The sequence below is a fragment of the Brucella sp. IR068 genome (assembly GCF_049065885.1).
GTDB classification, from domain to species: domain Bacteria; phylum Pseudomonadota; class Alphaproteobacteria; order Rhizobiales; family Rhizobiaceae; genus Brucella; species Brucella intermedia.
Genome location: NZ_JBAKHE010000001.1, coordinates 615,940 through 636,238 on the forward strand (window position 1 = coordinate 615,940; position 20,299 = coordinate 636,238).

Genomic DNA, 20,299 nt, shown 5'->3' on the forward strand with positions numbered 1-20,299 from the left:
GTCCGGCTCAGGCTACCTCGGCGGAACCTTCGCCTTCGTCACCCCTGCCTGCATTTGCGGAAACCTGCGCCACGATGAGCCGGATGCCCGCATTTTCCACCATGCGCCGCGCTTCGTCCGAAATGCCGTCATCGGTGATCAGCGTGCTGACCCGGTCGAGAGGGCAAAGGATGAGGCTGGAACGGCGCGTGAATTTCGTTGAATCGACCATCAGGACAAGTTCGTCCGCCTGGCCCATCAGCTTCTGTTCGCTCTGGATGATCAGCGCATCGGACTCCATCACCCCGAGCGGGCTGATGCCCTGACAGCCCATGAACATGCGTCGTCCGTAGAAGTTACGGATGACGTCGTTGTCAAACGGCGACAGGATCAGGCTCTGGTCGCGATAGATCGCGCCGCCGGGCACGATCACCGTGCTTTTCGACTGGCGCAGAAGATGTTCCGCGATGGCAAAGGAATTGGTCAGCACCTGCAAGCGGCGCGGGGCGAGATAATGCACCATCTGGAAAGTCGTGGACCCGCCATTGATGATGATGCTGTCGCCTTCCTCGCAAAGCGCCACGGCCTCGCGGGCGATGGCGCGCTTGCGATCCGCATTTTCCGATTCCGAAACCTTGAATGGACGTCCGGTCAGGCTGGCGAACTGCGGCGGATGGATGGCCTCGGCCCCGCCGCGCACGCGCTTGATGCGGCCCTGCATATGGAGCGACGCGATATCCCGGCGAAGGGTCGCTTCCGACGCTTCCGTCAGTTCCACCAGATCCTGAATGGTGATCACCGGCTTTTCCTGAACTGCGCTCAGGATGATGCGGTGGCGCTCTCGTTCGTGCATGGCTCCTCCTTTTTCTTGTATCGGGCAAAAAGCCTGCGCGTGTCAATCACAAACAATCACAACAGCGCACAAAAATCACATTAATGATTGAAGATGATTGTTTGTGATTGACAGCAATTCCTTTCATACGTCATATCTGCCGCTAACATGATCGCTGGCGCATCGGACGGGCACATGGCCCGGACATGCGGATTGCGATCCACCATAACAGCATTGGGAGGATGACATGGTGGCCCAGAGCAGGCTTCTCGAAAACCGGTGGGATGACGCCAGGGCGGCAACGATGGATGAGCCGGGCAAGCTGCTCTATCGCTCCAATCTGCTCGGTTCCGACAAGCGCATCACCAATTACGGCGGCGGAAACACCTCCGCCAAGGTCGAGGAAACCGATCCGCTCACCGGCGGGAAGGTGCAGGTTCTCTGGGTCAAGGGCTCGGGCGGCGATGTCGGCACGATCAAGCTCGACGGTTTCGCCACGCTCTATCAGGACAAGCTCAACGCTTTGAAAGGCATCTATAAAGGCGTCGAGGACGAGGACCGCATGGTCGGCTTCCTGCCGCACTGCACGTTCAATCTCAACCCGCGCGCCGCTTCCATCGACACGCCGCTGCATGGCTTCGTGCCTTTCAAGCATGTGGACCACATGCACCCGGATGCGATCATTGCCATCGCAGCCTCCAAAAACTCCCGTGAACTGACGGCCGAGATTTTCGGTGACGAAATCGGCTGGCTGCCATGGCGTCGCCCCGGTTTTCAGCTTGGCCTCGATCTTGAAGCCTTCGTGAAGGCAAACCCGGACGCCAGGGGCGTTGTCCTTGAAAGCCATGGGCTTTTCACCTGGGCCGACGATGCGAAGACCTGCTATGAAACCACCCTCGCCATCATCAACAAGGCCATCGAATGGCTGGACCAGAAGACGGCAGGCAAGGCTGCTTTCGGCGGCGCTGCCGCGCAAAGCCTGGCCGCTTCCGAACGCCGCGCCATCGCCGCGCGGCTGATGCCGGAAATTCGCGGGCTTATCGGCAGGGATGAGCGCAAGCTCGGCCATTTTGACGATCAGGATTCCGTTCTGGAATTCGTGAATTCGAAGGAACTGCGCCCACTCGCAGCTTTGGGCACATCCTGCCCGGACCACTTCCTGCGCACCAAAATCCGTCCGCTGGTCATCGATTTCGATCCCGCCAAGCCGGATGTTGATGCGGTCGTTGCGGGGCTTGAAGGCGCACTGGAAACCTATCGTGCCGATTACAAACGCTATTATGAGGCGTGCAGGCATGACAATTCGCCGAAGATGCGCGATCCCAATCCGGTGATCTTCCTGATCCCCGGTGTCGGCATGCTGTCCTTTGCCCGCGACAAGGCGACGGCGCGCATTGCCGGAGAGTTTTATGTCAATGCGATCAATGTGATGCGCGGTGCATCCGGCGTATCGGAATATCAGGGCCTGCCGGAACAGGAAGCCTTCGATATCGAATACTGGCTGCTTGAAGAAGCAAAGCTGCAACGTATGCCGAAGCCAAAGAGCCTTGCGGGCCGCGTTGCATTCATCACCGGCGGCGCTGGCGGTATTGGTTTTGCGACCGCCGAAAAGCTGGCGGGCGAGGGTGCTTGCGTGGTTCTGGCGGATATTGACGCAGGATCGCTCAAAACCGCTCACGAAAATCTCGTAAAGCGGTTTGGTGCCGATCAGGTGCGCAGCGTCGAACTGAATGTCACCGACGAGCACGGCGTAGCCAACGCCTTTGTTGAAGCCAGTGTCGAGCTTGGCGGCATCGATATTCTGGTGTCCAATGCCGGTATCGCTTCATCCGCGCCGGTGGAAACCACCGAACTTTCCATGTGGAACCGCAATATCGACATTCTGGCGACCGGCTATTTCCTTGTGTCGCGAGAGGCATTCCGCCTGTTCCGCCGCCAGAAGATCGGCGGCAACGTGGTGTTCGTCGCATCCAAGAACGGGCTTGCCGCTTCGCCCAATGCTTCGGCCTATTGCGCTGCAAAGGCTGCGGAAATCCATCTGGCGCGCTGTCTGGCGCTGGAAGGCGCGGATGCGGGCATTCGCGTCAATGTGGTCAACCCCGATGCGGTTCTGCGCGGCTCCAAGATATGGGACGGCGAATGGCGCGAACAGCGGGCGGCGTCTTCCAAAATCGACGTTTCCGAGCTTGAGGAACATTATCGCAAGCGCTCCATGCTGAAGCTGAATGTCTTCCCCGAAGACATTGCGGAGGCGATCTATTTCCTTGCGAGCGACGCCTCGGCCAAGTCGACCGGCAACATCATCAATGTGGACGCCGGAAACCAGCAGAGCTTTCCGCGCTGATCCGGGAAAGGCGCGACAGCCCTTGCTTTCGCGCCTTTTGTCCATGAAATTCAGGACATTCTGGGAGGAACCATGTCCGAGCAACGCATTGCGGCAGATTTCATCGCCGAGCATAATTCCGGTTTTGAAGACGCCCTGAAAAGCGATTATCAGGCGCTTGGCGAACAGCTTTTGCGCCGTGGCATCGAGATCGACAGGATCACCGAAAAGGTGGCGGCTTATTTCGTCGCCGTGCCTTCATGGGGCACCGGCACGGGCGGCACACGGTTCGGGCGCTTTCCGGGCAGGGGCGAACCGCGTGGCATTTTCGACAAGCTCGACGATTGCGCGGTCATCAACGAGCTATGCCGTGCAACGCCGAATGTTTCCCTGCATATTCCATGGGACAAGGCTGATCCGAAGAAGCTCAAAGCCCATGCGCAGGCGCTTGGTCTCGGCTTCGACGCCATGAATTCCAATACGTTTGCCGATGCGGCGGACCAGAAGCTTTCCTATAAATTCGGGTCGTTGACCCATGTCGACCCGGCAGTGCGGGCGCAGGCCGTCGAGCACAATATCGAGTGCATCGAAATCGGAAAAGCCATAGGTTCCAAGGCCTTGACCGTCTGGCTCAGTGACGGTTCAAACTTTCCGGGCCAGCAGAATTTCACGCGCGCCTTCGAGCGTTATCTGGCTTCGATGGGGGAAATCTATAAGGCCTTGCCAGACGACTGGCGGCTGTTCTCCGAGCACAAGATGTATGAACCGGCCTTCTATTCGACGGTGGTTCAGGACTGGGGCACCAATTATCTCATCGCCTCGACGCTTGGGCCGAAGGCGCAATGTCTGGTCGACCTTGGCCATCATGCCCCCAACACCAATATCGAAATGATCGTGGCGCGGCTGATCCAGTTCGGAAAGCTCGGCGGATTCCATTTCAACGACAGCAAATATGGTGACGACGACCTCGACGCCGGCTCCATCGATCCCTATCGATTGTTCCTTGTTTTCAATGAGTTGGTGGATGCCGACTACCGCGGTGTGGCGGATTTCCATCCCGCCCACATGATCGACCAGTCGCATAATGTCACCGATCCGCTGGAAAGCCTCATCTCATCCGCAAATGAAATCCGCCGCGCCTATGCGCAGGCGCTGCTGGTGGACCGCGAGGCACTGGAAATCTACCAGCGGGAAAACGATGCGCTGATGGCTTCCGATACGCTGAAACGGGCCTACCGGACAGACGTCGAACCGATCCTTGCGGAAGCGCGCCGCCGCACCGGCGGGGCCATCGAACCCATTGCCGCATACAGGGCGAGCGGCTACCGCGACAAGGTTGCCAGGGAGCGCCCGGAGAGCAAAAGCGATGGCGGGGCATTCAACTGAAACCCCGTCTGCCACAAAATAGCCACAGAAAGAACGGGCGTTCGCCGCATTTGAGAAGCGTTTTATGACGTTTTTTGTTCGAAAAATCGCGTTTAATGACGGTTAACGCGATTTTCTGAACGTCAGATTGAAGCGAAACGGACCCAGTTTTTCATGCTCGCCGCGCTTCAAGGCAAGTATGCCGTGATAGAAGAGGCGCGACGGTCCGCCCCACACAACCACGTCGCCATGATGCAGGATATATTTCGCGATTGGGTCGGTTCGTTTCAACCCGCCGAACTGGAAAGTCGCGGGCAGGCCGAGCGACACCGAAACAATCGGCTGGTTGAAATCCTGTTCATCCTTGTCCTGATGCAATGAAAGTTTCGCACCCGGCTCATACCGGTTGATGAGGCAGGCATCCGGCACGAAATCGGAATAACCGGCTTCTCCGGCGGCAGTCCGGGCAAGCGTGCGAAACGCTTCCGGTATGGCAGGCCAGGGCAGGCCGGTTTCCGGATCGTCGGTGCTGTAACGATACCCACTCCGGTCCGTAACCCAGCCGAAATTCCCGCAATTCGTCATCGCAACCGACATGCGATAACCGCCGGGCGTCGTCATATGCCGGAAGGGCGCGGCAGCAGCAACATCCGCTACCGCTTTCAGAACGGCATCCTCGCGGGAAAGCGCAAAGCCGCGCAGAAGCACGGCTCCGGGCGCAAGAACTTCTCGCGGTTCCATCTGGTCGAAAAGGTCTCTCATGGGAACTTTCTAGCACAAGAACAGACGACAGCCTCCCGAAACCTGCTTTCAAACTGAAACAACTGCCGGAGCCGTGGAAAGGGGCCGAATCAGAGCGCATGACCGCACTTTCCGGTGCGTTCGCCCCTGCCGGACCGCAGCTTTTTGCCGGTCAGCAGCCTTTAGGAGAGACTGGCCAAGTCTAAAATCCAATTTTGCTTATATATGTATAGACAACATATAAAAAAGATGGTCCTATGTCGGTGAGACCACAAAAAATTGCTAAACATTAGTGCCGGAACGAGTAGAAGTTCGGCAACAATATTGTTTTGCCAAAGGTCCGCAGGGGAACATGATGCAGGTTTTATCGCTTTTCGACCTCAGCGGGCGTAAAGCGCTGGTTACCGGTGCGAGCCGGGGACTGGGACAGGCCATTGCCGAAGCGCTTGCCTCAGCTGGTGCCGATGTCGCTGTTACAGCGCGCAAGTCCGGCGATCTTTCCGAAACGGCATCCCGTATCGCCGCTCATGGGCGCGCCTCGGCAAGTCTTTCGCTCGATGTGCGTGATGTCGCCGCCTGCGCCTCCGCCGTCGCACGGGCAGCGGAAACGCTCGGCGGTCTCGATATCCTCGTCAACAATGCAGGTTATGAAGAAATCCGCCCGTCGCTCGATGTGGACGAAGCGCTCTGGGAGCGTATCGTTTCGACCAATCTCAAGGGCGCGTTCTTCTGCGCGCAGGCCGCTGCCCGCCAGATGACGGAGAACGGCAAGGGCGGTTCGATCATCAATCTCTGCTCGCTGACCTCCTATGTCGGCGTGCCGACCGCCGTGCCTTACGGCTCCTCCAAATCCGGCCTCATGGGCATGACCCACGCGCTTGCGAGCGAATGGGCGCCTTCCGGCATTCGCGTCAACGGCATCGCACCGGGTTATTTCCGTACCGCCATGACCGATGTGTTTTACGAGAATGACGAGTGGCAGAAGGCGATGCTGGCCAAAATTCCGCAGGGGCGTTTCGGCGCGATGGAAGATGTCGCGGGCGCCGTGGTGTTTCTGGCAAGCGCCGCATCGTCCTATGTCACCGGGCAGGTGATACCGATTGACGGAGGCTACCTCGCTTCGATCTGATTTTCCTGAAGTGGAATATCAGCAAGTCGCGAAACAGGACTGCAATAACATCATAAAGCATCTTCCGGTGCTTTGACTGAAATGGGAAACTGCGATGAATACAACCGACACCGGACCTGGCCGTAAAATCTCAAACGGACCGGCTGCCGTATCGGTCAACAATGTCAGCATGATCTATAACGGCTTCCACGCCGTGCGTGCGGCATCTTTCGATCTCGCCAAGGGCCGCTTTCTAACCATTCTGGGGCCGTCCGGCTCCGGCAAGACGACGCTCCTGCGGCTCATCGCCGGTTTCCAGAAACCGAGCATCGGCGAAATCTTCATCAATGGTGAAGCCGTCAGCGCCGTGCCGCCGCACAAGCGCTCCATCGGCATGGTTTTCCAGAAGCTCGCGCTTTTTCCGCATATGACGGCGGCTGAAAACGTCGCCTTTCCGCTGAAAATGCGCCGTTTCGATGCGCGCTCCATCCCCGAGCGGGTAGAACGCTATCTCGACCTCGTTCGCCTCAACGGCCTCGGCGAGCGGCGTGTGCATGAACTTTCCGGCGGCCAGCAGCAGCGCGTCGCCATCGCGCGCGCCCTCGTTTTCGAGCCGGACCTGCTTCTGCTCGATGAACCTCTGGCAGCGCTCGACCGCAAGCTGCGCGAGGAAATGCAGCTTGAATTCCGTCGTATCCAGCGGGAACTCGGCGTCACGACGATCAACGTCACCCACGACCAGCGCGAGGCGCTCGTCGTATCCGACGAGATTATCGTCATGGATGGCGGCGAAATCCAGCAGATGGCTGAGCCGTCCGAAACCTATCGCAACCCGTCCAATGCCTTTGTGGCGAACTTCATCGGCGTCACCAATTTCATTTCCGGCAAGGCATCTTCAGTCGACGGCAATCTGGTGCGGGTCGATGCGGGAACGGCTCTGGCAGGCACGGCAGGCGAGGGGCGTGGAGGCGTTGCCCCCGGCGCGAATGTCTCCTGCGCAATCCGCGCCGAACAAATCCGCATTGGCGGCAGCGCCGCAGCGCATGGAGCACTCGATACAGTGCTCGAAGGCATCGTAACCGATGCGATCTTTGAAGGCGAACGCATCGTCTACGAATTGCGGGTTCCTGCCCTGGGAGACGCGCTGATGCGTGTCTTCGACCACGATCCCATCGGCCACAGCCAGTTTGCGGAAGGTGAGACCGTGCATCTTGGCTGGAACGCCCGCGATCTCATCGTCTTTGCCGCATGAGTGAAACATTACGGGGAAACTCCACAGGAGAAACAAAATGAACAATCTGAAGAAGCCTTTTCTGATCCTCGACCGCCGTCGCTTCCTGCAAAGCGCGGGCGCTCTTGCCGCCGCAGCCGGCACGACGTCGCTCGGCCTTTCGCGCGCCTTTGCCGAAGAACCGGCCAAGCCGAAGGAACTGATCGTGCGGGCCTGGGGCGGCAGCTGGGTGGATGCGCTGAAAGCTGGCGTGTCCGATCCGTTTACTGCCAAGACCGGCATTGCCGTCCGCCACGACCTGACCGAAGACAACGAAATCCAGCCGAAGCTCTGGGCTGCGGTCGCGCAGAAGCGTGTTCCGCCGATCCACGTCAACTGGGATACGACCACCAATGCGACCAAATCGGCATTGCGCGGCGTGACGGAAGACCTTTCGGACCTGTCGAACCTCAAGAACACCACCGATCTTGCCAAGCCGGTTGGTCTCGATGGCTATCCGATAGTCAACACATATGGCTATGTCTATGTGCTGGCCTATCGTCCGGAAGCCTTCCCGGATGGCCCGCCGAAGTCGTGGCACGCCCTGCTCGATCCGAAGTTCAAGGGCCGCATCGCGCTTTATAACGATGGCATCGGCTTCCACTTCCCGGCGCAGGTTGCCGGTGGCGGCAAGCTGGAAGACATTCCCGGCAATATGCAGCCCGCATGGGATTTCATCGCCAAGGTGAAGCAGCAGCAGCCGCTTCTCGGTGAGGACCCGGATTTCACCACCTGGTTCCAGAAGGGCGAAATCGATCTGGCCTGCACCATTTCCACCAATGCACGCGAAGCCCAGAAGAACGGCGTCAAGATCGACTGGACCGTCCCGGAAGAGGGCGCGAAGTTCGACACGGACGGTCTGTGGATTCCAAAGGGCCTGCCGGAAAACGAGCTTTACTGGGCCAAGGAATATATCAACTTCGCGCTCACCAAGGATGCGCAGCAGGTCTGGCTCGATGGACTTGGCCTGCCGGGCGTCGTGCCGGGCCTGACCCCGCCCGCCGATCTTGTGAACGATCCGGCCTATCCGACCAAGGACGAGGATTTCAAACACCTCATCCGCATTTCGGCAAAGGTGCAGGTGGAAAACGAGAGCGAGTGGTTCTCGAAGTTCAAGGCCATCATGCAGGGCTGATACCCCCTTATTGCAGGAGCTGCCTTCAGGGGCGGCTCCCCATTCAGATATTCAGGAATTGAGACATGCGAGCGGCACGCACTGCCTATCCGGTTGTCTGGCGCATCATGGATGCGCTGGAAGCAATCGCAGCCTTTCTGTGGCCTGCGCGGTTCAATCGCGCAGTACCTTATCTGATGCTGCTTCCGGCGATTGTCCTGGTCGGACTGCTGGTGCTGGGCCTGATCCAGATCGCGGATACCAGCCTGCGCACGCTCGACACTTCGACATTCCTGATGTCGGATTATTACACGCTCGCCAACTACAAGCGCGCGCTGACGGAAAGCCTCTTTGCAACCGTGGCATGGCGCAGCCTGTTCGGCTCGCTCGTCGTGACCGTGTTCACGCTCGTTCTGGCCTTTCCTTACGCCTATCTCATGGTGCGCACGCCATCGGCTGCCTTGCGCAAATTCCTGCTGATCGCGCTGTTCCTGCCGTTCTTCATCGGGCAGGTGGTGCGCGCCTATGGCTGGCTCATCATTCTCGGCAATCAGGGGATGGTCAACGAGGCGCTTGGCCTTGTCGGCATCGCGCCGATGCGGCTCCTCTATAACTATCCGGCGGTTCTGTTCGGTCTCATCCAGTATATGCTGCCATTCGCCGTACTGATGCTCGCACCGGCATTGACTGCAATTCCGGAAGAAATGGAAGCGGCTGCAAGCTCGCTCGGCGCGAACTGGCTGCGGACCTTCGCCCATGTCGTGCTGCCCATGGCGCGTCCGGGCCTGATCGGCGCGGGACTGGTGGTGATGACGCTTTCGCTTACCGACTTCGCCGTACCAGCTATTCTGGGCGGCGGATCGCAGGATTTCATCGCCAATGCGATCTATGACCAGTTCTTCCGCACGTCCGATCAGGGACTGGGCGCGACGCTGGCACTGCTTCTGGTCGGCGTCGGCTCCATCCTCGTCGGGATCGTATTCACGTTGTTCGGGGCAGGCACGCTTGCCATGGGGAGGGCGCGCAAATGACCTCGCCGCTGTCGAAATCCATCGTCATATGGTCATTCGTTATCGCCGTTCTGGTGCTGCTTTCCGCACCGACCATCGTGGTGCTTGGCGCGTCGTTCACATCGGGCAACATGATCACCTTTCCGCCGGAAGGATTTTCGCTGAAATGGTATCAGAAGATCGCCGGAACGAGCGACCTCTGGGATGCATTCCTGCGCTCGCTCTACGTCTCCTTCATCTGCACTATCGTCGCCATTCCGGTCGGAACGCTCGCTGGTATAGCTCTGGCGAAATATGCCGTGCGGTTTGAAAAGACGATCCAGATTTACCTGCTGCTGCCCTTTACCATTCCGCTGATCGGCTCCGGTATCGGCCTTATGCTGATCTTCGGTCAGGCGGGCATACTGGGCCAGCTCTGGCCGGTAGGGATTGCAGCCTGCGTCATCAATCTGCCCTTCATGATCTGGGCCGTCACGGCAAGTGCCGCCAATCTCGATGCCGATCTGGAACTTGCCGCCGCCAATTGCGGGGCAGGGCCGATCTCGACCTTCTTCTTCGTCACCCTGCCGGTCGTGGTGCCGGGCGTCATTAGCGGCTCGCTTTTGATGTTCATTCTGGCGCTGAACGAATTTCTGGTGAGCCTGCTTCTGGTCGATGCCCGCATCGTCACCCTGCCGGTGCAGATCTACAATTCGATCCGGTCCATCATCACGCCGGACCTTGCGGCCATCTCCGTCGTCTTCATCGCCTGTGCCGCCGCCGCCATATTCCTGCTCGACCAGCTGGTCGGGCTCGACATCTTCCTCAAATCGAAATGACCGGTTGCGCCTCCACAGCAACCGGCAAGGAGCCGATCATGTCCGATGTTTCTTTTCACGAACTGGCAAAACTGGACGATGCAGCTCGCGCCGAACTGCTCAAGCGTTCGGAAACCGACCTCTCCGGTTTTATCGAGAAGGTGAAGCCGATCATCGAAGCCGTTCGCACGGAAGGCGATGCGGCACTCGTCCGCTTTGCGCGCGATCTCGACAAGGCCGAGGTCGACCCGGCCAACATCAAGGCGACGGAAGCCGAATTCGATGCCGCCTTCGACAAGGTGGAAAAGGACGTGATCGAGGCCATCCAGTTCGGCATCGACAATATCCGCCATTTCCATGAGGAACAGAAGCCAGAGGCCATGTGGCTGAAGGAAATGCGTCCCGGCGCCTTTGCGGGCGATCGTTTCACGCCGATCCGCTCCGTCGCGCTCTATATTCCGCGCGGCAAGGGGGCGTTTCCGTCCGTCACCATGATGACCGCGGTTCCGGCTGTCGTTGCAGGCGTGCCTGATCTTGCCATCGTCACTCCGCCAACGCCGGATGGTTCAGTCGATGCTGCCACGCTCGTCGCAGCACGGCTTGCCGGTGTGGAAACCGTCTACAAGGTCGGCGGCGCGCAAGCTGTCGCTGCCGTCGCCTACGGCACGGAAACGGTGAAACCGGCGCTCAAGATCGTCGGCCCCGGCAGCCCGTGGGTGGTTGCGGCCAAGCGCCTGCTTGGCGGCGTGATCGATCCAGGCCTGCCTGCCGGACCTTCCGAAGCCGTCATTTTCGCCGACGATACGGTGAAGGGCGGGCTTGCGGCGCTCGACCTTTTGATCGAGGCCGAACATGGTCCGGATTCATCGGCATGGCTCGTCACGCACAGCCGCCGCGTAGCGGAGGAAGCGCTGGCCGCATTGCCGGACCATTGGGCGCGCATGACCGAGCAGCGCGTCGGCTTCTCCAGGACCGTGCTTACCGGCAAATATGGCGGCATCGTCCTGACGTCATCCGTGGAAGAGAGCTACAGGTTCATCAACGACTATGCGCCGGAACATCTGGAGCTTCTTTCGACCGATCCGTTCGCGCATCTCGGCCACATCACCGAAGCAGCCGAAATCCTGATGGGACCCCACACGCCGGTCGTTATCGGCAATTTCGGCCTCGGCCCGAACGCCGTGCTGCCGACCAGCCGCTGGGCGCGCACCTATGGCCCGCTCTCTGTAACGGATTTCGTCAAACGTTCGTCCATCGGCTATGTGACGGCATCCGCCTATCCGGAATTTGCAAAACACGCCCGCACGCTGGCGCGTTATGAAGGCTTCTCCTCGCACGAGAACGCCGTGTCGGAAATCCGCAAGGATTACCTCTAAGGCCGGGAGGGCTGCGATGAAGGCTGTCCGGCTTTATGCGGCAAAGGATTTGCGGGTCGAGACCATCGACCCGCCGGCGCATCCCGCGCCGGGCTGGGTCCGGCTCAAGGTGACGGCTGCGGGCATATGCGGCTCGGACCTGCACAATTTCATGACCGGACAGTGGATCAGCCGTTCCCCTTCGGTCGCGGGCCATGAATTTGCAGCCATCGTGACCGCGACTGGCGATGGCGTGACCGGCTTCAAACCGGGTGATACGGTGATCGCGGACTCCCGTTACTGGTGCGGCGAATGCCCGTCCTGCAAAAGCGGCAGGCACAATGTCTGCGAAACGCTGGGCTTCATCGGTGAAGTCTGCGATGGCGGCTTTGCCGAGGAGACAGCACTTCCCGCCCGTCTGCTCGTTCATTACGACCCGGCCATCAATCCGGTGGTCGCCGCCATGGGCGAGCCGCTGTCGGTGGCGCTGCACGCCATCCGCAGGCAGCGTGTGCCGTCGGGCGAGGCCGTTCTCGTTGTCGGCTGTGGGCCGATCGGCGGGCTTGCAGCGCTGCTGCTCTCCCGCCTGCATGACGGTCCGGTGCTGGTCTGCGACCGCAATGACCAACGCGCCAATCTCGTTTCAAGCGTTACCGGCGCGACCGCAGTGCCTCTCGACAAGGCGGCGATTGAAGCCGCAATCAATGGCCAGCCGATCCGCCATGCGATCGACGCCACCGGCAATATCAATGTCCTCAAGGCAACACTCGACGTGCTTTCCAGCGGCGGCTCGCTGGCACTGGTCGGCATATCCCATGGCAGGATAGAACTCGATCCCAACATTCTGGTCGAGCGGGAAACAAGCCTGATCGGCTGCCACGCCTATCAGGACGAACTGCATGAAATCGCTAGGCTTCTGCCCGATCTTGAGGCGCAGCTCTTACAGCTTGTCGACCGGGAAATATCGCTCGATGAAGTGCCACGCGCCTATGCCCGGCTGATAGCCGGTGAGGCCAACGGCTTGAAAACGATCATACGCCCGGTGATGTAACGGCGCTGCTACAGGCCTGAAACAGCTACATAATCAAGCCCGCGCCATAGCTATCACATTTATCTGATCCGGTGTTTTTCGCCGGGTGTGTTGACATCTGCCGATTCTCGTAACATTTATAGTTACATGAAAAGAGATAGCAAACTATCGGGCGTCCTGCACGTCCTTCTTCACATGGCGGAACATAGAGGGCCGGTCACATCGGAGGTCCTTGCCAAGGCCATGACCACCAATCCGGTCGTCGTCAGGCGCGTGATGGGCGGTCTGCGCGAGCAGGGCTATGTCCGCTCGGAAAAGGGACACGGCGGCGGCTGGGAAATCGCCTGCGATCTCGACAAGGTGACGCTGCGCGACATTTACGAAGCCATTGGGGAACCGACACTTCTGGCCATGGGAAACCGCGCCGAAAAGCCTGAATGCCTGGTGGAACAGGCGGTTAACGCTTCGCTCGGCAAGGCATTCAGCGACGCTGAAAACCTTCTTCTGGAGCGTTTTGGCGAGGTCACGCTCGCCATGCTGAGCGCGGATTTTCATCAACGCGCGCTGGAACGCGGCGTAAAGTTCGATCTGGAGAGCAGTCATGCGTCATGATGCGATCATTATCGGCGGCAGCTTCGCCGGCCTGTCTGCGGCAACCTATCTGGCGCGCGGCAGGGGAACTGTCCGCGTGATCGACGCCGGAAAACCGCGCAACCGTTTTGCCGAACATTCGCACGGTTTCCTTGCGCAGGACGGCAGCAACCCGCTTACCATGCTGGAAACCGCGAAAGCGCAGGTCGAAGCCTATCCGACCGTGACCTTCACACGAGGCAAGGCCATTTCCGGCAGCGGCGAAATCGACAATTTCAGGATCGAACTCGATAGTGGCGAGATCGTCGAGGGGCGGCGGCTGATCCTTGCCTTCGGCATATCGGACGAACTGCCGGATATTCCCGGCCTCGCGGAGCGATGGGGCAATACCGTCATTCATTGTCCCTATTGCCACGGCTACGAATTCAGCGACCGGCAGCTTGGCGTTCTCAATCTGTCACCCATGTCGGTGCATCAGGCCATGCTGATTTCCGAATGGGGACCGACAACCTTCTTCATCGACAAGGGAATGGAGCCAGATGCCGAGGCATTCGCAGAACTGCAACGGCGCGGCGTGAAGATTGAACGCAGCCCCGTCCGCGCGCTCTGCGGGCAGGGGAAAGAACTTTCGCAGGTCGAGCTTGACGACGGGCGACTGGTGCCCGCCGATGCGCTTTACATCGGCCCCCGTAATCGCCTGAACAGCGAAATTGCCGGCATATTCGGCTGCGCGATGGATGAACTGCCGCTCGGCAGAACGATACGGACGGACGGGCTGAAGACGACGACGGTGCCGGGCATTTTTGCGGCAGGCGACATTACGCGCGGTGCGCACAGCGTTGCGTGGTCGGTTGCCGACGGGGTGACGGCGGGAACCGCGGCGCATCGATCCCTGGTGTTCTAGAGCATTTCCAGCAAAAGCGCGAAGCGTCTACGCGGTGGATAATGCGACAAGACAAATACCTAGAGCGGTTCCGACGATTCCGTTTTAACCGGAACCGCTCCAGGCTCCCAATTTGTTGCATTCCGGCTACATTGACGCTCCCGTCTGCAGCCGTCATATATCAGCCTCTTGCTTATGGGCTCCAGTCCTGCAAATTCAGCGTTCGTGGTCCATCCCGCTACGGGATTCCTGGACCGGATCGGGGAATCCATGAATACCGGGTCAGTCAGTTCAAGACCGCTTGCAGGCATTGCCCTCGCTTGCGGCGGCTACGCTTGCTTTGCCCTTCAGGACGCAATGGTGAAATGGCTCGTCGCGACCTATCAGGTGCCGCAGATCTTGTTCATGCGCAGCCTGGTGATCGTGCTCATCACGGGCGTGCTGATCCGCTATCACCGCCATCCGTCGATTTTCAAAAGCCCTTATCGCAACACCATCGTGCTCCGCGCGGGCCTGATGCTCGGCGCGTGGTTGCTGTTCTACAATGCGGCTCGCCATCTCGAGCTTGCAGAACTGACCACGCTCTATTTCTCCGCGCCGATCATGGTCATGTTCCTGTCGATCCTCGTGCTGAAAGAGAAGATCGGGCCGGGGCGGTGGATCGCCTGCGCCATCGGTTTCATCGGCGTGACCGTGGCTGCGAACCCGACCCATTCGCCCAATCTCATTCCCGCCGCCATGTGCATCGTTGCGGGCTTCTGCTGGGCATGGAGCACGATCCTGATCCGGCTTGTCAGCCGCAGCGAAACCACGATGACGCAGATGTATGCGACCAGCCTGTTGTTCGGTCTGGCCTGCGCGCTTTCCTTTCCATGGACCTGGCAGGAGCCCGACCTTTCCGGCTGGGTGCTGATGATCTGTCTCGGGCTGGTTTCGACGCTCGGCCAGTTCCTTCTTTACGAAGGGTTTCGCCACGCACCGGCCTCCGCGCTGGCGCCGGTGGAATATAGCGGTCTGATCTGGGCCTTTATCTATGGCTATCTGATCTGGGCGGAAGTTCCGGCAACAAATGTCTTCGCCGGTGCATTCCTGATCGTGCTGGCGAGCCTGCTGCTCATCGCATGGGAACAGCGTCAGGCGAATTTGCGCAAGCGCCGCGCTCCCTGTTGAGAGCCCGGCTGCCAAATTCGCTCCGTGCGGCTGCATCACTCCTGAAGAAAGGTCAAACCGCGTGCGCGGCCTGACCGACAGGCAAGGGGAACAGCTTGTCATATGCGATATTGAACACAAACGCATAGACCAGATAGAAGACGACAATCGCTATATCCATCACAAGCGCGGCCAACAGCGAAATTCCAAGATACCAGGCGATGAACGGGATCAGGAGCACGATCAGCCCGCCCTCGAAGAGGATCGCGTGCAGCACCCGGACAATCATGCTCTTGCTGACGCTGCCGGTGAAGCGCAGCATCGCCTTGTCGAAGCCCAGATTGAACAGAAAATTCCACACGGTCGCGGTGGTAGCCGAAACAATGCCGATGACGCCCATCTCTGCCGCAGGCTTGTCCAGAATGAAGGCCGAACCGGGTATGAAGATCGCCAGACCGATGATTTCAAACATCATTGCATGGCGGACACGGTCCATAAAACTGCGCATTTCCTTTAATCCCTGTTGTTAACGGGCGTGCTTCTATCTTATTCTGACGATAAGAAAAGTTAGATATTATCTGGATTTCAGATAGATGAGCATTGAACTGGAGCAACTCGAAGCCTTTGTGGCCTCCGCGGACCACGGCTCGTTCTCGGCTGCCGCGCGGCACCTGCGCAAGGCGCAATCCGCCATCAGCACGCTGGTTTCCTCGCTGGAAGACGATCTCGACGTCAAACTGTTCAGCCGTGCTTCCCGCAATCCGATACTGACGGAGGCCGGAGCGCGGCTGTTGCCGGAAGCGCGCCTGCTGCTTGCCCGGCGGGAACACCTGATTTCAGTCGCCAGAAATTTCGGCGATCACGTTGAAACCCGCCTCGTCGTCGCGATAGACGAGCTTTATCCTGAGCCCGCCATCGCCACGCTGTTTGCCGCTTTCGCGCAGGAATTTCCGCATGTCGAACTGGAACTGAAATTCCCGCCCTCGACCGCGATAAGCGGGCTTGTGCTGGACGGAAAGGCCGACCTTGGGGTCATGTGGCGCGCCGAACAGATGCCGGATGAACTTGGCTTCCATACAATCGGCTGGGTGCCTCTGGTGCTGGTCTGCGGACGCACGCACCCGCTGGCGCAAACAGCGGTCAGTTGGGAAGATCTGCGTTCGTTTCGCCAGATCATGGCGCGAAAGCACAGCGATACGGCTGAAAGCCAGCGCCTGCGGGTCGGCGCTGATGTGTGGTGGGTGGAAAGCCACTGGGTCATCCTGCAAATCCTCACAAGAGGGATCGGCTGGGCGTTCATTCCCGAACATATACTGCAGGATTCGCCGCTGGCGCCGGAACTCGTCATTCCCCGGTTACAGTTCGACGAGGGCGCACATCCGGTCGCCTTGGAACTGATCTGGAACAAGCGGCGGCGACAGGGGCCCGCCGCCCAATGGCTGCAGCAACGTTTTGCAAAGAGCCGTTTTTGAGTTTCGACAATGAAGTGCCAAGGGCAGGGATCATCCCTGCCCAAGCGCGATAGACTGCAATGGAGCATGCCTCATTTGGTTTTGAGGGACAGCCAGCGGGTTGCGTGCACGTTCGTCAGATTGTCGCTATAACCTTCGACCCGTTCCGATACGAGCGCTTGCGACAAGGGATAGAGCAGGGGAATGACCGGTACTTCTTTCAACAGGATGCGCTCGGCCTTGGCAAGCGTTTCCGCCCGCGCCTTGGCGTCGGTCATGGTTTCCGACCGGGTGATGAGGGCATCGTAATCCTTGTTCGACCAGTCGGACATATTGAAGTAATTGCCGGTGGTGAACAGGCTCAGGAAGGAATAGGGATCGTTGTAATCGCCAATCCACGCCTGATAGGCAAAATCATACATGCCCTTTTCGTGCAAATAGTTGAAATAGGTCGTGCTTTCGACTTCATCCTGCGACGCCTCTATGCCGATATTCTTGAGCATGTCGGCAATGGCGATCATCGAGTTCTTGTTATTGATCGAGGTGGCATAACGCAGCTTGACTGAAAGGCTGCCCGGCTTGACGCCTGCCTCCGCCAGCAATTGTCTCGCCCTGTCTTCGCGATCGAGAATATCCTGGTCCTTATATTCCAGACGTGGCGCATCCTCGACATAGTTTTGGGTGCCGGGAGGCACCATCGAATAGCCGGGCACCATCATTCCGCGCCTGATTTCACTGGCCAGAAAATTGCGATCGATTGCCATCGAGATGGCCTGACGCACCCGTGGATCGCGCAACTTGCCATCGGGTTCGCCTTTGACGCTGACAAAATAGATGCCGAAATAGGGGGCGACGCGCAGATTCTTTCCCAGATTTGCCTTGATATAGTCCATCTGCTCGGCAGCAACCGTGCCACAAATCTGTATCTCGCCGGATTCAAACCGGCGCATGCACGAGGCAGGCTCCTCAAACGGGACCCAGTTCACCACGTCGATCCTGACGCTTCCGGCATCCCAGAAATACGGGTTCTTTTTCATGACGATCTGGGCATTCGGCGTGAAGCTCACCAATGTGTATGCACCGTTCGACACCATGTTTCCTGCCATGGTGAACTTGTCGCCGTATTTCTCGACCGCTTTCCGGTTGAGCGGCAAGGCCGTTTGATGGGCCAGTATGGGAAGGAAATAAGGGGTGGGGGAGGCCAGTGTGATTTTCAGCGTATGATCGTCCAGCGAATGGACGCCGAGCTGATCGACCGGCAGTTTGCCCGTATTGATTTCCCGCGCATTTTTGATCGGATAGAGGATGCTGGCGTAACCAGCACCGGTTTTCGGGTCCATGATGCGGCGCAACGAATACTCGAAATCTCCAGCCGTGACGGGATCGCCATTCGACCATTTCGCGTTCTCCCGCAGGCGGAACGTATAGGTCAGTCCATCGGACGAAATATCCCAGGACTGCGCAACGCCGGGTATCAGCTCTCCCTTGCCGTCTTCCGTGACGAGCCCTTCGTAAAGATCACGCAGCAGGGCGCCTTCCTGCGCCGTTGTTGTCCGATGCTGATCCAGCGATGACGGATCGCTGCCGCTGTCGCGGTTAAGCACGATTTCAGCCGATGCGGCACCAGCCAAGGAAAGCCAGCAAGCGCTTGCAAGAACGAAACGTAGATACATGAAACCCTCCCAATGACAAAGCGGCCCCAAGGGCCGCGAGAATAAGTAACTGTATCCGTTCAGTGTCAGGCTTACTATTTTAAGTAATTACCCCCGCTTTATTGCCACTTCCTCTCCAATAACGTGCAACTAATTGTGCGATACAATTAATGTAATACAACTTGCGATTAGAGAAAAATATTCCTTTCATCTATCATTCTCACGGATCGTAAGACGAAGCAAATCTTTGACAATAACTTTTTAAATATTTGTGAGGGGAAATGAGATTTACTTTATGATCGATGAGTTCCATTGCGACTCTGAGCAGCCTTTCCGTGGCATATGGTGCGGACAACATAGTCGCACCCGAGCCGGACGCAGCACAATATGTCAGGGTCTGCGATGCCTATGGCGCTGGGTATTTCTACATACCCGGCACCGAAACCTGCCTGCGGGTGCATGGCTATGTCCGCTATCTCATGCAGGGCGGCGATGATGTCTATGGCCGCGGCTTTACCGACAAGGACGGTGCGCCATATCTGCAACGCTCCACCAAGCGCGACACCTGGGATATTTCCACACGCTTCACGCTTCGCGCCAGCACAGCATCCGAGACGGAGTTGGGTACGCTCAAAACCTATGCGGAAACCCGTTTCGAATGGAGCAATGGCGCGGATTCCAGCTCCACCGGGTCGTTGCGCGTTGCATATGTGGATTTGGGCGGGCTGCGTGTCGGTCTTGATTATTCGGTCTTCACATCTTTCGTCGGCTATCTTGGCGACGTCTTCAACGACGATGTTATCCCGGCTGGCGGCGCACGCACCGCCGCGATCAGCTATACCTATACCGGCAAAGATGGCTGGTCGGCTGTCCTTGCGCTCGAACAGGGTAACAATAAGGACACCGATCATGATTACGGCTACGACGGCACCATAAGCGATTACGCCCCGCATGTCGTTGGCGGCGTGAAATACTCCAAGGACTGGGGCGCCATCATCGCAGTCGCTGCCTATGATGCCCGGAACGAAGAATGGGCGGGCAAGCTGCGCGGCAATCTCAACATTACCGACAAGCTGTCCCTTTGGGCCATGGGAGCCTACAAGTCCAACAAGGACAGCTATATGGACGTCAAGGGCGAGGACGGACAGGTCGCGGGGCAGGTTCGCGCGATCAACAGTTTCTACGGCCAATGGGGTGGCGACTGGGCGGTCTGGGGCGGCGGCGCCTACAAGATGTCCAACAAGAGCGTATTCAATGCCGAGCTTTCCTATGACGGCGTGAATACATTCTACACCACCGCAAATGTCGCTTACGAAATGGTTCCGGGCTTCACCGTCACGCCGGAGATTTCTTATGTGCGGTGGCGCGACAAGAAGTCGGTCCTCAACGGGACAGACGCCTGGCAAGGCTTGATCATGCTGCAGCGGACATTCTGATGATAGAGGAAGCGCCTGAAAAGGCGCTTCTTTCTTTGCGGGAACAGGCCTGAGGGTCCGCGCATTGTTTTAGCAAGTTAAAGTTGCGACGTTTTCAGCAAATTAGAGATGCGACAGGTGCTGACGTTCAGCCCCCATTCCGAGAGGCTGGTCAGGGTTGCAAGCGAGGAATGGGGGCGGGTGAATATCCACCTCTTCGGCTTTAGCTTTGAG

General features: G+C 58.6%; 18 protein-coding genes. 14 read left to right on the forward strand and 4 right to left on the reverse strand.

The window, feature by feature from the left end; translation table 11 throughout:
* Nucleotides 1–7: 7 nt before the first annotated feature.
* Nucleotides 8–832 (reverse strand): DeoR/GlpR family DNA-binding transcription regulator, encoded by an 825-nt coding sequence (locus tag ACOWVS_RS02825; RefSeq protein WP_021586048.1) that lies wholly within the window; start codon nucleotides 830–832, stop codon nucleotides 8–10.
* 226 nt (nucleotides 833–1,058) lie between these two features.
* Here ACOWVS_RS02825 and ACOWVS_RS02830 point away from each other — a divergent pair, with 226 nt between their 5' ends.
* Together ACOWVS_RS02830 and rhaI are read left to right on the forward strand one after the other, a co-directional pair.
* Nucleotides 1,059–3,155, forward strand: a complete 2,097-nt coding sequence (locus ACOWVS_RS02830) for a bifunctional rhamnulose-1-phosphate aldolase/short-chain dehydrogenase (RefSeq protein ID WP_075041438.1) — start codon at nucleotides 1,059–1,061, stop codon at nucleotides 3,153–3,155.
* A gap of 72 nt (nucleotides 3,156–3,227) precedes the next feature.
* Nucleotides 3,228–4,520, forward strand: a complete 1,293-nt coding sequence (gene rhaI / locus ACOWVS_RS02835) for an L-rhamnose catabolism isomerase (RefSeq protein WP_021586046.1) — start codon at nucleotides 3,228–3,230, stop codon at nucleotides 4,518–4,520.
* Nucleotides 4,521–4,622: 102 nt separating this feature from the next.
* Here rhaI and alkB read toward each other — a convergent pair whose 3' ends face one another.
* On the reverse strand, nucleotides 4,623–5,261 hold the full coding sequence (alkB, locus tag ACOWVS_RS02840; RefSeq protein ID WP_075041437.1) for a DNA oxidative demethylase AlkB: 639 nt from the start codon (nucleotides 5,259–5,261) through the stop codon (nucleotides 4,623–4,625).
* A gap of 334 nt (nucleotides 5,262–5,595) precedes the next feature.
* On the opposite strand from alkB, the gene ACOWVS_RS02845 reads away from it, so the two are divergent.
* From ACOWVS_RS02845 to ACOWVS_RS02890, 10 genes are all read left to right on the forward strand, one after another.
* Nucleotides 5,596–6,369, forward strand: a complete 774-nt coding sequence (locus tag ACOWVS_RS02845; RefSeq protein ID WP_021586044.1) for an SDR family NAD(P)-dependent oxidoreductase — start codon at nucleotides 5,596–5,598, stop codon at nucleotides 6,367–6,369.
* Between the two features lie 94 nt (nucleotides 6,370–6,463).
* Nucleotides 6,464–7,600, forward strand: a complete 1,137-nt coding sequence (locus tag ACOWVS_RS02850; protein WP_021586043.1) for an ABC transporter ATP-binding protein — start codon at nucleotides 6,464–6,466, stop codon at nucleotides 7,598–7,600.
* Between the two features lie 37 nt (nucleotides 7,601–7,637).
* Nucleotides 7,638–8,753 (forward strand): ABC transporter substrate-binding protein, encoded by a 1,116-nt coding sequence (locus ACOWVS_RS02855; protein WP_021586042.1) that lies wholly within the window; start codon nucleotides 7,638–7,640, stop codon nucleotides 8,751–8,753.
* Between the two features lie 65 nt (nucleotides 8,754–8,818).
* A complete protein-coding gene (locus tag ACOWVS_RS02860) occupies nucleotides 8,819–9,763 on the forward strand; it encodes an ABC transporter permease (RefSeq protein WP_021586041.1) in 945 nt (314 codons plus the stop codon).
* Nucleotides 9,760–10,560 (forward strand): ABC transporter permease, encoded by an 801-nt coding sequence (locus tag ACOWVS_RS02865; protein ID WP_021586040.1) that lies wholly within the window; start codon nucleotides 9,760–9,762, stop codon nucleotides 10,558–10,560. Before ACOWVS_RS02860 ends, ACOWVS_RS02865 begins: the two co-directional genes overlap by 4 nt.
* A 38-nt stretch (nucleotides 10,561–10,598) precedes the next feature.
* A complete protein-coding gene (gene hisD, locus ACOWVS_RS02870) occupies nucleotides 10,599–11,915 on the forward strand; it encodes a histidinol dehydrogenase (protein ID WP_031346404.1) in 1,317 nt (438 codons plus the stop codon).
* Nucleotides 11,916–11,931: 16 nt separating this feature from the next.
* Complete coding sequence (locus ACOWVS_RS02875; RefSeq protein ID WP_075041436.1) at nucleotides 11,932–12,945, forward strand: zinc-dependent alcohol dehydrogenase; 1,014 nt, start codon at nucleotides 11,932–11,934, stop codon at nucleotides 12,943–12,945.
* Between the two features lie 126 nt (nucleotides 12,946–13,071).
* On the forward strand, nucleotides 13,072–13,536 hold the full coding sequence (locus ACOWVS_RS02880; RefSeq protein WP_075041435.1) for an Rrf2 family transcriptional regulator: 465 nt from the start codon (nucleotides 13,072–13,074) through the stop codon (nucleotides 13,534–13,536).
* On the forward strand, nucleotides 13,526–14,419 hold the full coding sequence (locus ACOWVS_RS02885; RefSeq protein WP_075041434.1) for an NAD(P)/FAD-dependent oxidoreductase: 894 nt from the start codon (nucleotides 13,526–13,528) through the stop codon (nucleotides 14,417–14,419). Before ACOWVS_RS02880 ends, ACOWVS_RS02885 begins: the two co-directional genes overlap by 11 nt.
* A gap of 249 nt (nucleotides 14,420–14,668) precedes the next feature.
* Nucleotides 14,669–15,568: a DMT family transporter gene (locus ACOWVS_RS02890; RefSeq protein WP_006471021.1), complete on the forward strand. Its 900-nt coding sequence runs from the start codon at nucleotides 14,669–14,671 to the stop codon at nucleotides 15,566–15,568.
* A 52-nt stretch (nucleotides 15,569–15,620) separates the two neighbouring features.
* On the opposite strand, the gene ACOWVS_RS02895 is transcribed toward ACOWVS_RS02890, so the two are convergent.
* The gene (locus ACOWVS_RS02895; protein ID WP_075041432.1) at nucleotides 15,621–16,055 is read right to left on the reverse strand and encodes a PACE efflux transporter; all 435 of its coding nucleotides are present in this window, start codon (nucleotides 16,053–16,055) and stop codon (nucleotides 15,621–15,623) included.
* An 85-nt stretch (nucleotides 16,056–16,140) separates the two neighbouring features.
* Here ACOWVS_RS02895 and ACOWVS_RS02900 point away from each other — a divergent pair, with 85 nt between their 5' ends.
* Entirely contained in the window at nucleotides 16,141–17,019 is an 879-nt protein-coding gene (locus ACOWVS_RS02900) for a LysR family transcriptional regulator (RefSeq protein ID WP_075041431.1), read from the forward strand.
* Nucleotides 17,020–17,090: 71 nt separating this feature from the next.
* On the opposite strand, the gene ACOWVS_RS02905 is transcribed toward ACOWVS_RS02900, so the two are convergent.
* Complete coding sequence (locus ACOWVS_RS02905; protein ID WP_075041430.1) at nucleotides 17,091–18,671, reverse strand: peptide ABC transporter substrate-binding protein; 1,581 nt, start codon at nucleotides 18,669–18,671, stop codon at nucleotides 17,091–17,093.
* 281 nt (nucleotides 18,672–18,952) lie between these two features.
* On the opposite strand from ACOWVS_RS02905, the gene ACOWVS_RS02910 reads away from it, so the two are divergent.
* Complete coding sequence (locus ACOWVS_RS02910; protein WP_075041429.1) at nucleotides 18,953–20,086, forward strand: porin; 1,134 nt, start codon at nucleotides 18,953–18,955, stop codon at nucleotides 20,084–20,086.
* Nucleotides 20,087–20,299: the final 213 nt, after the last annotated feature.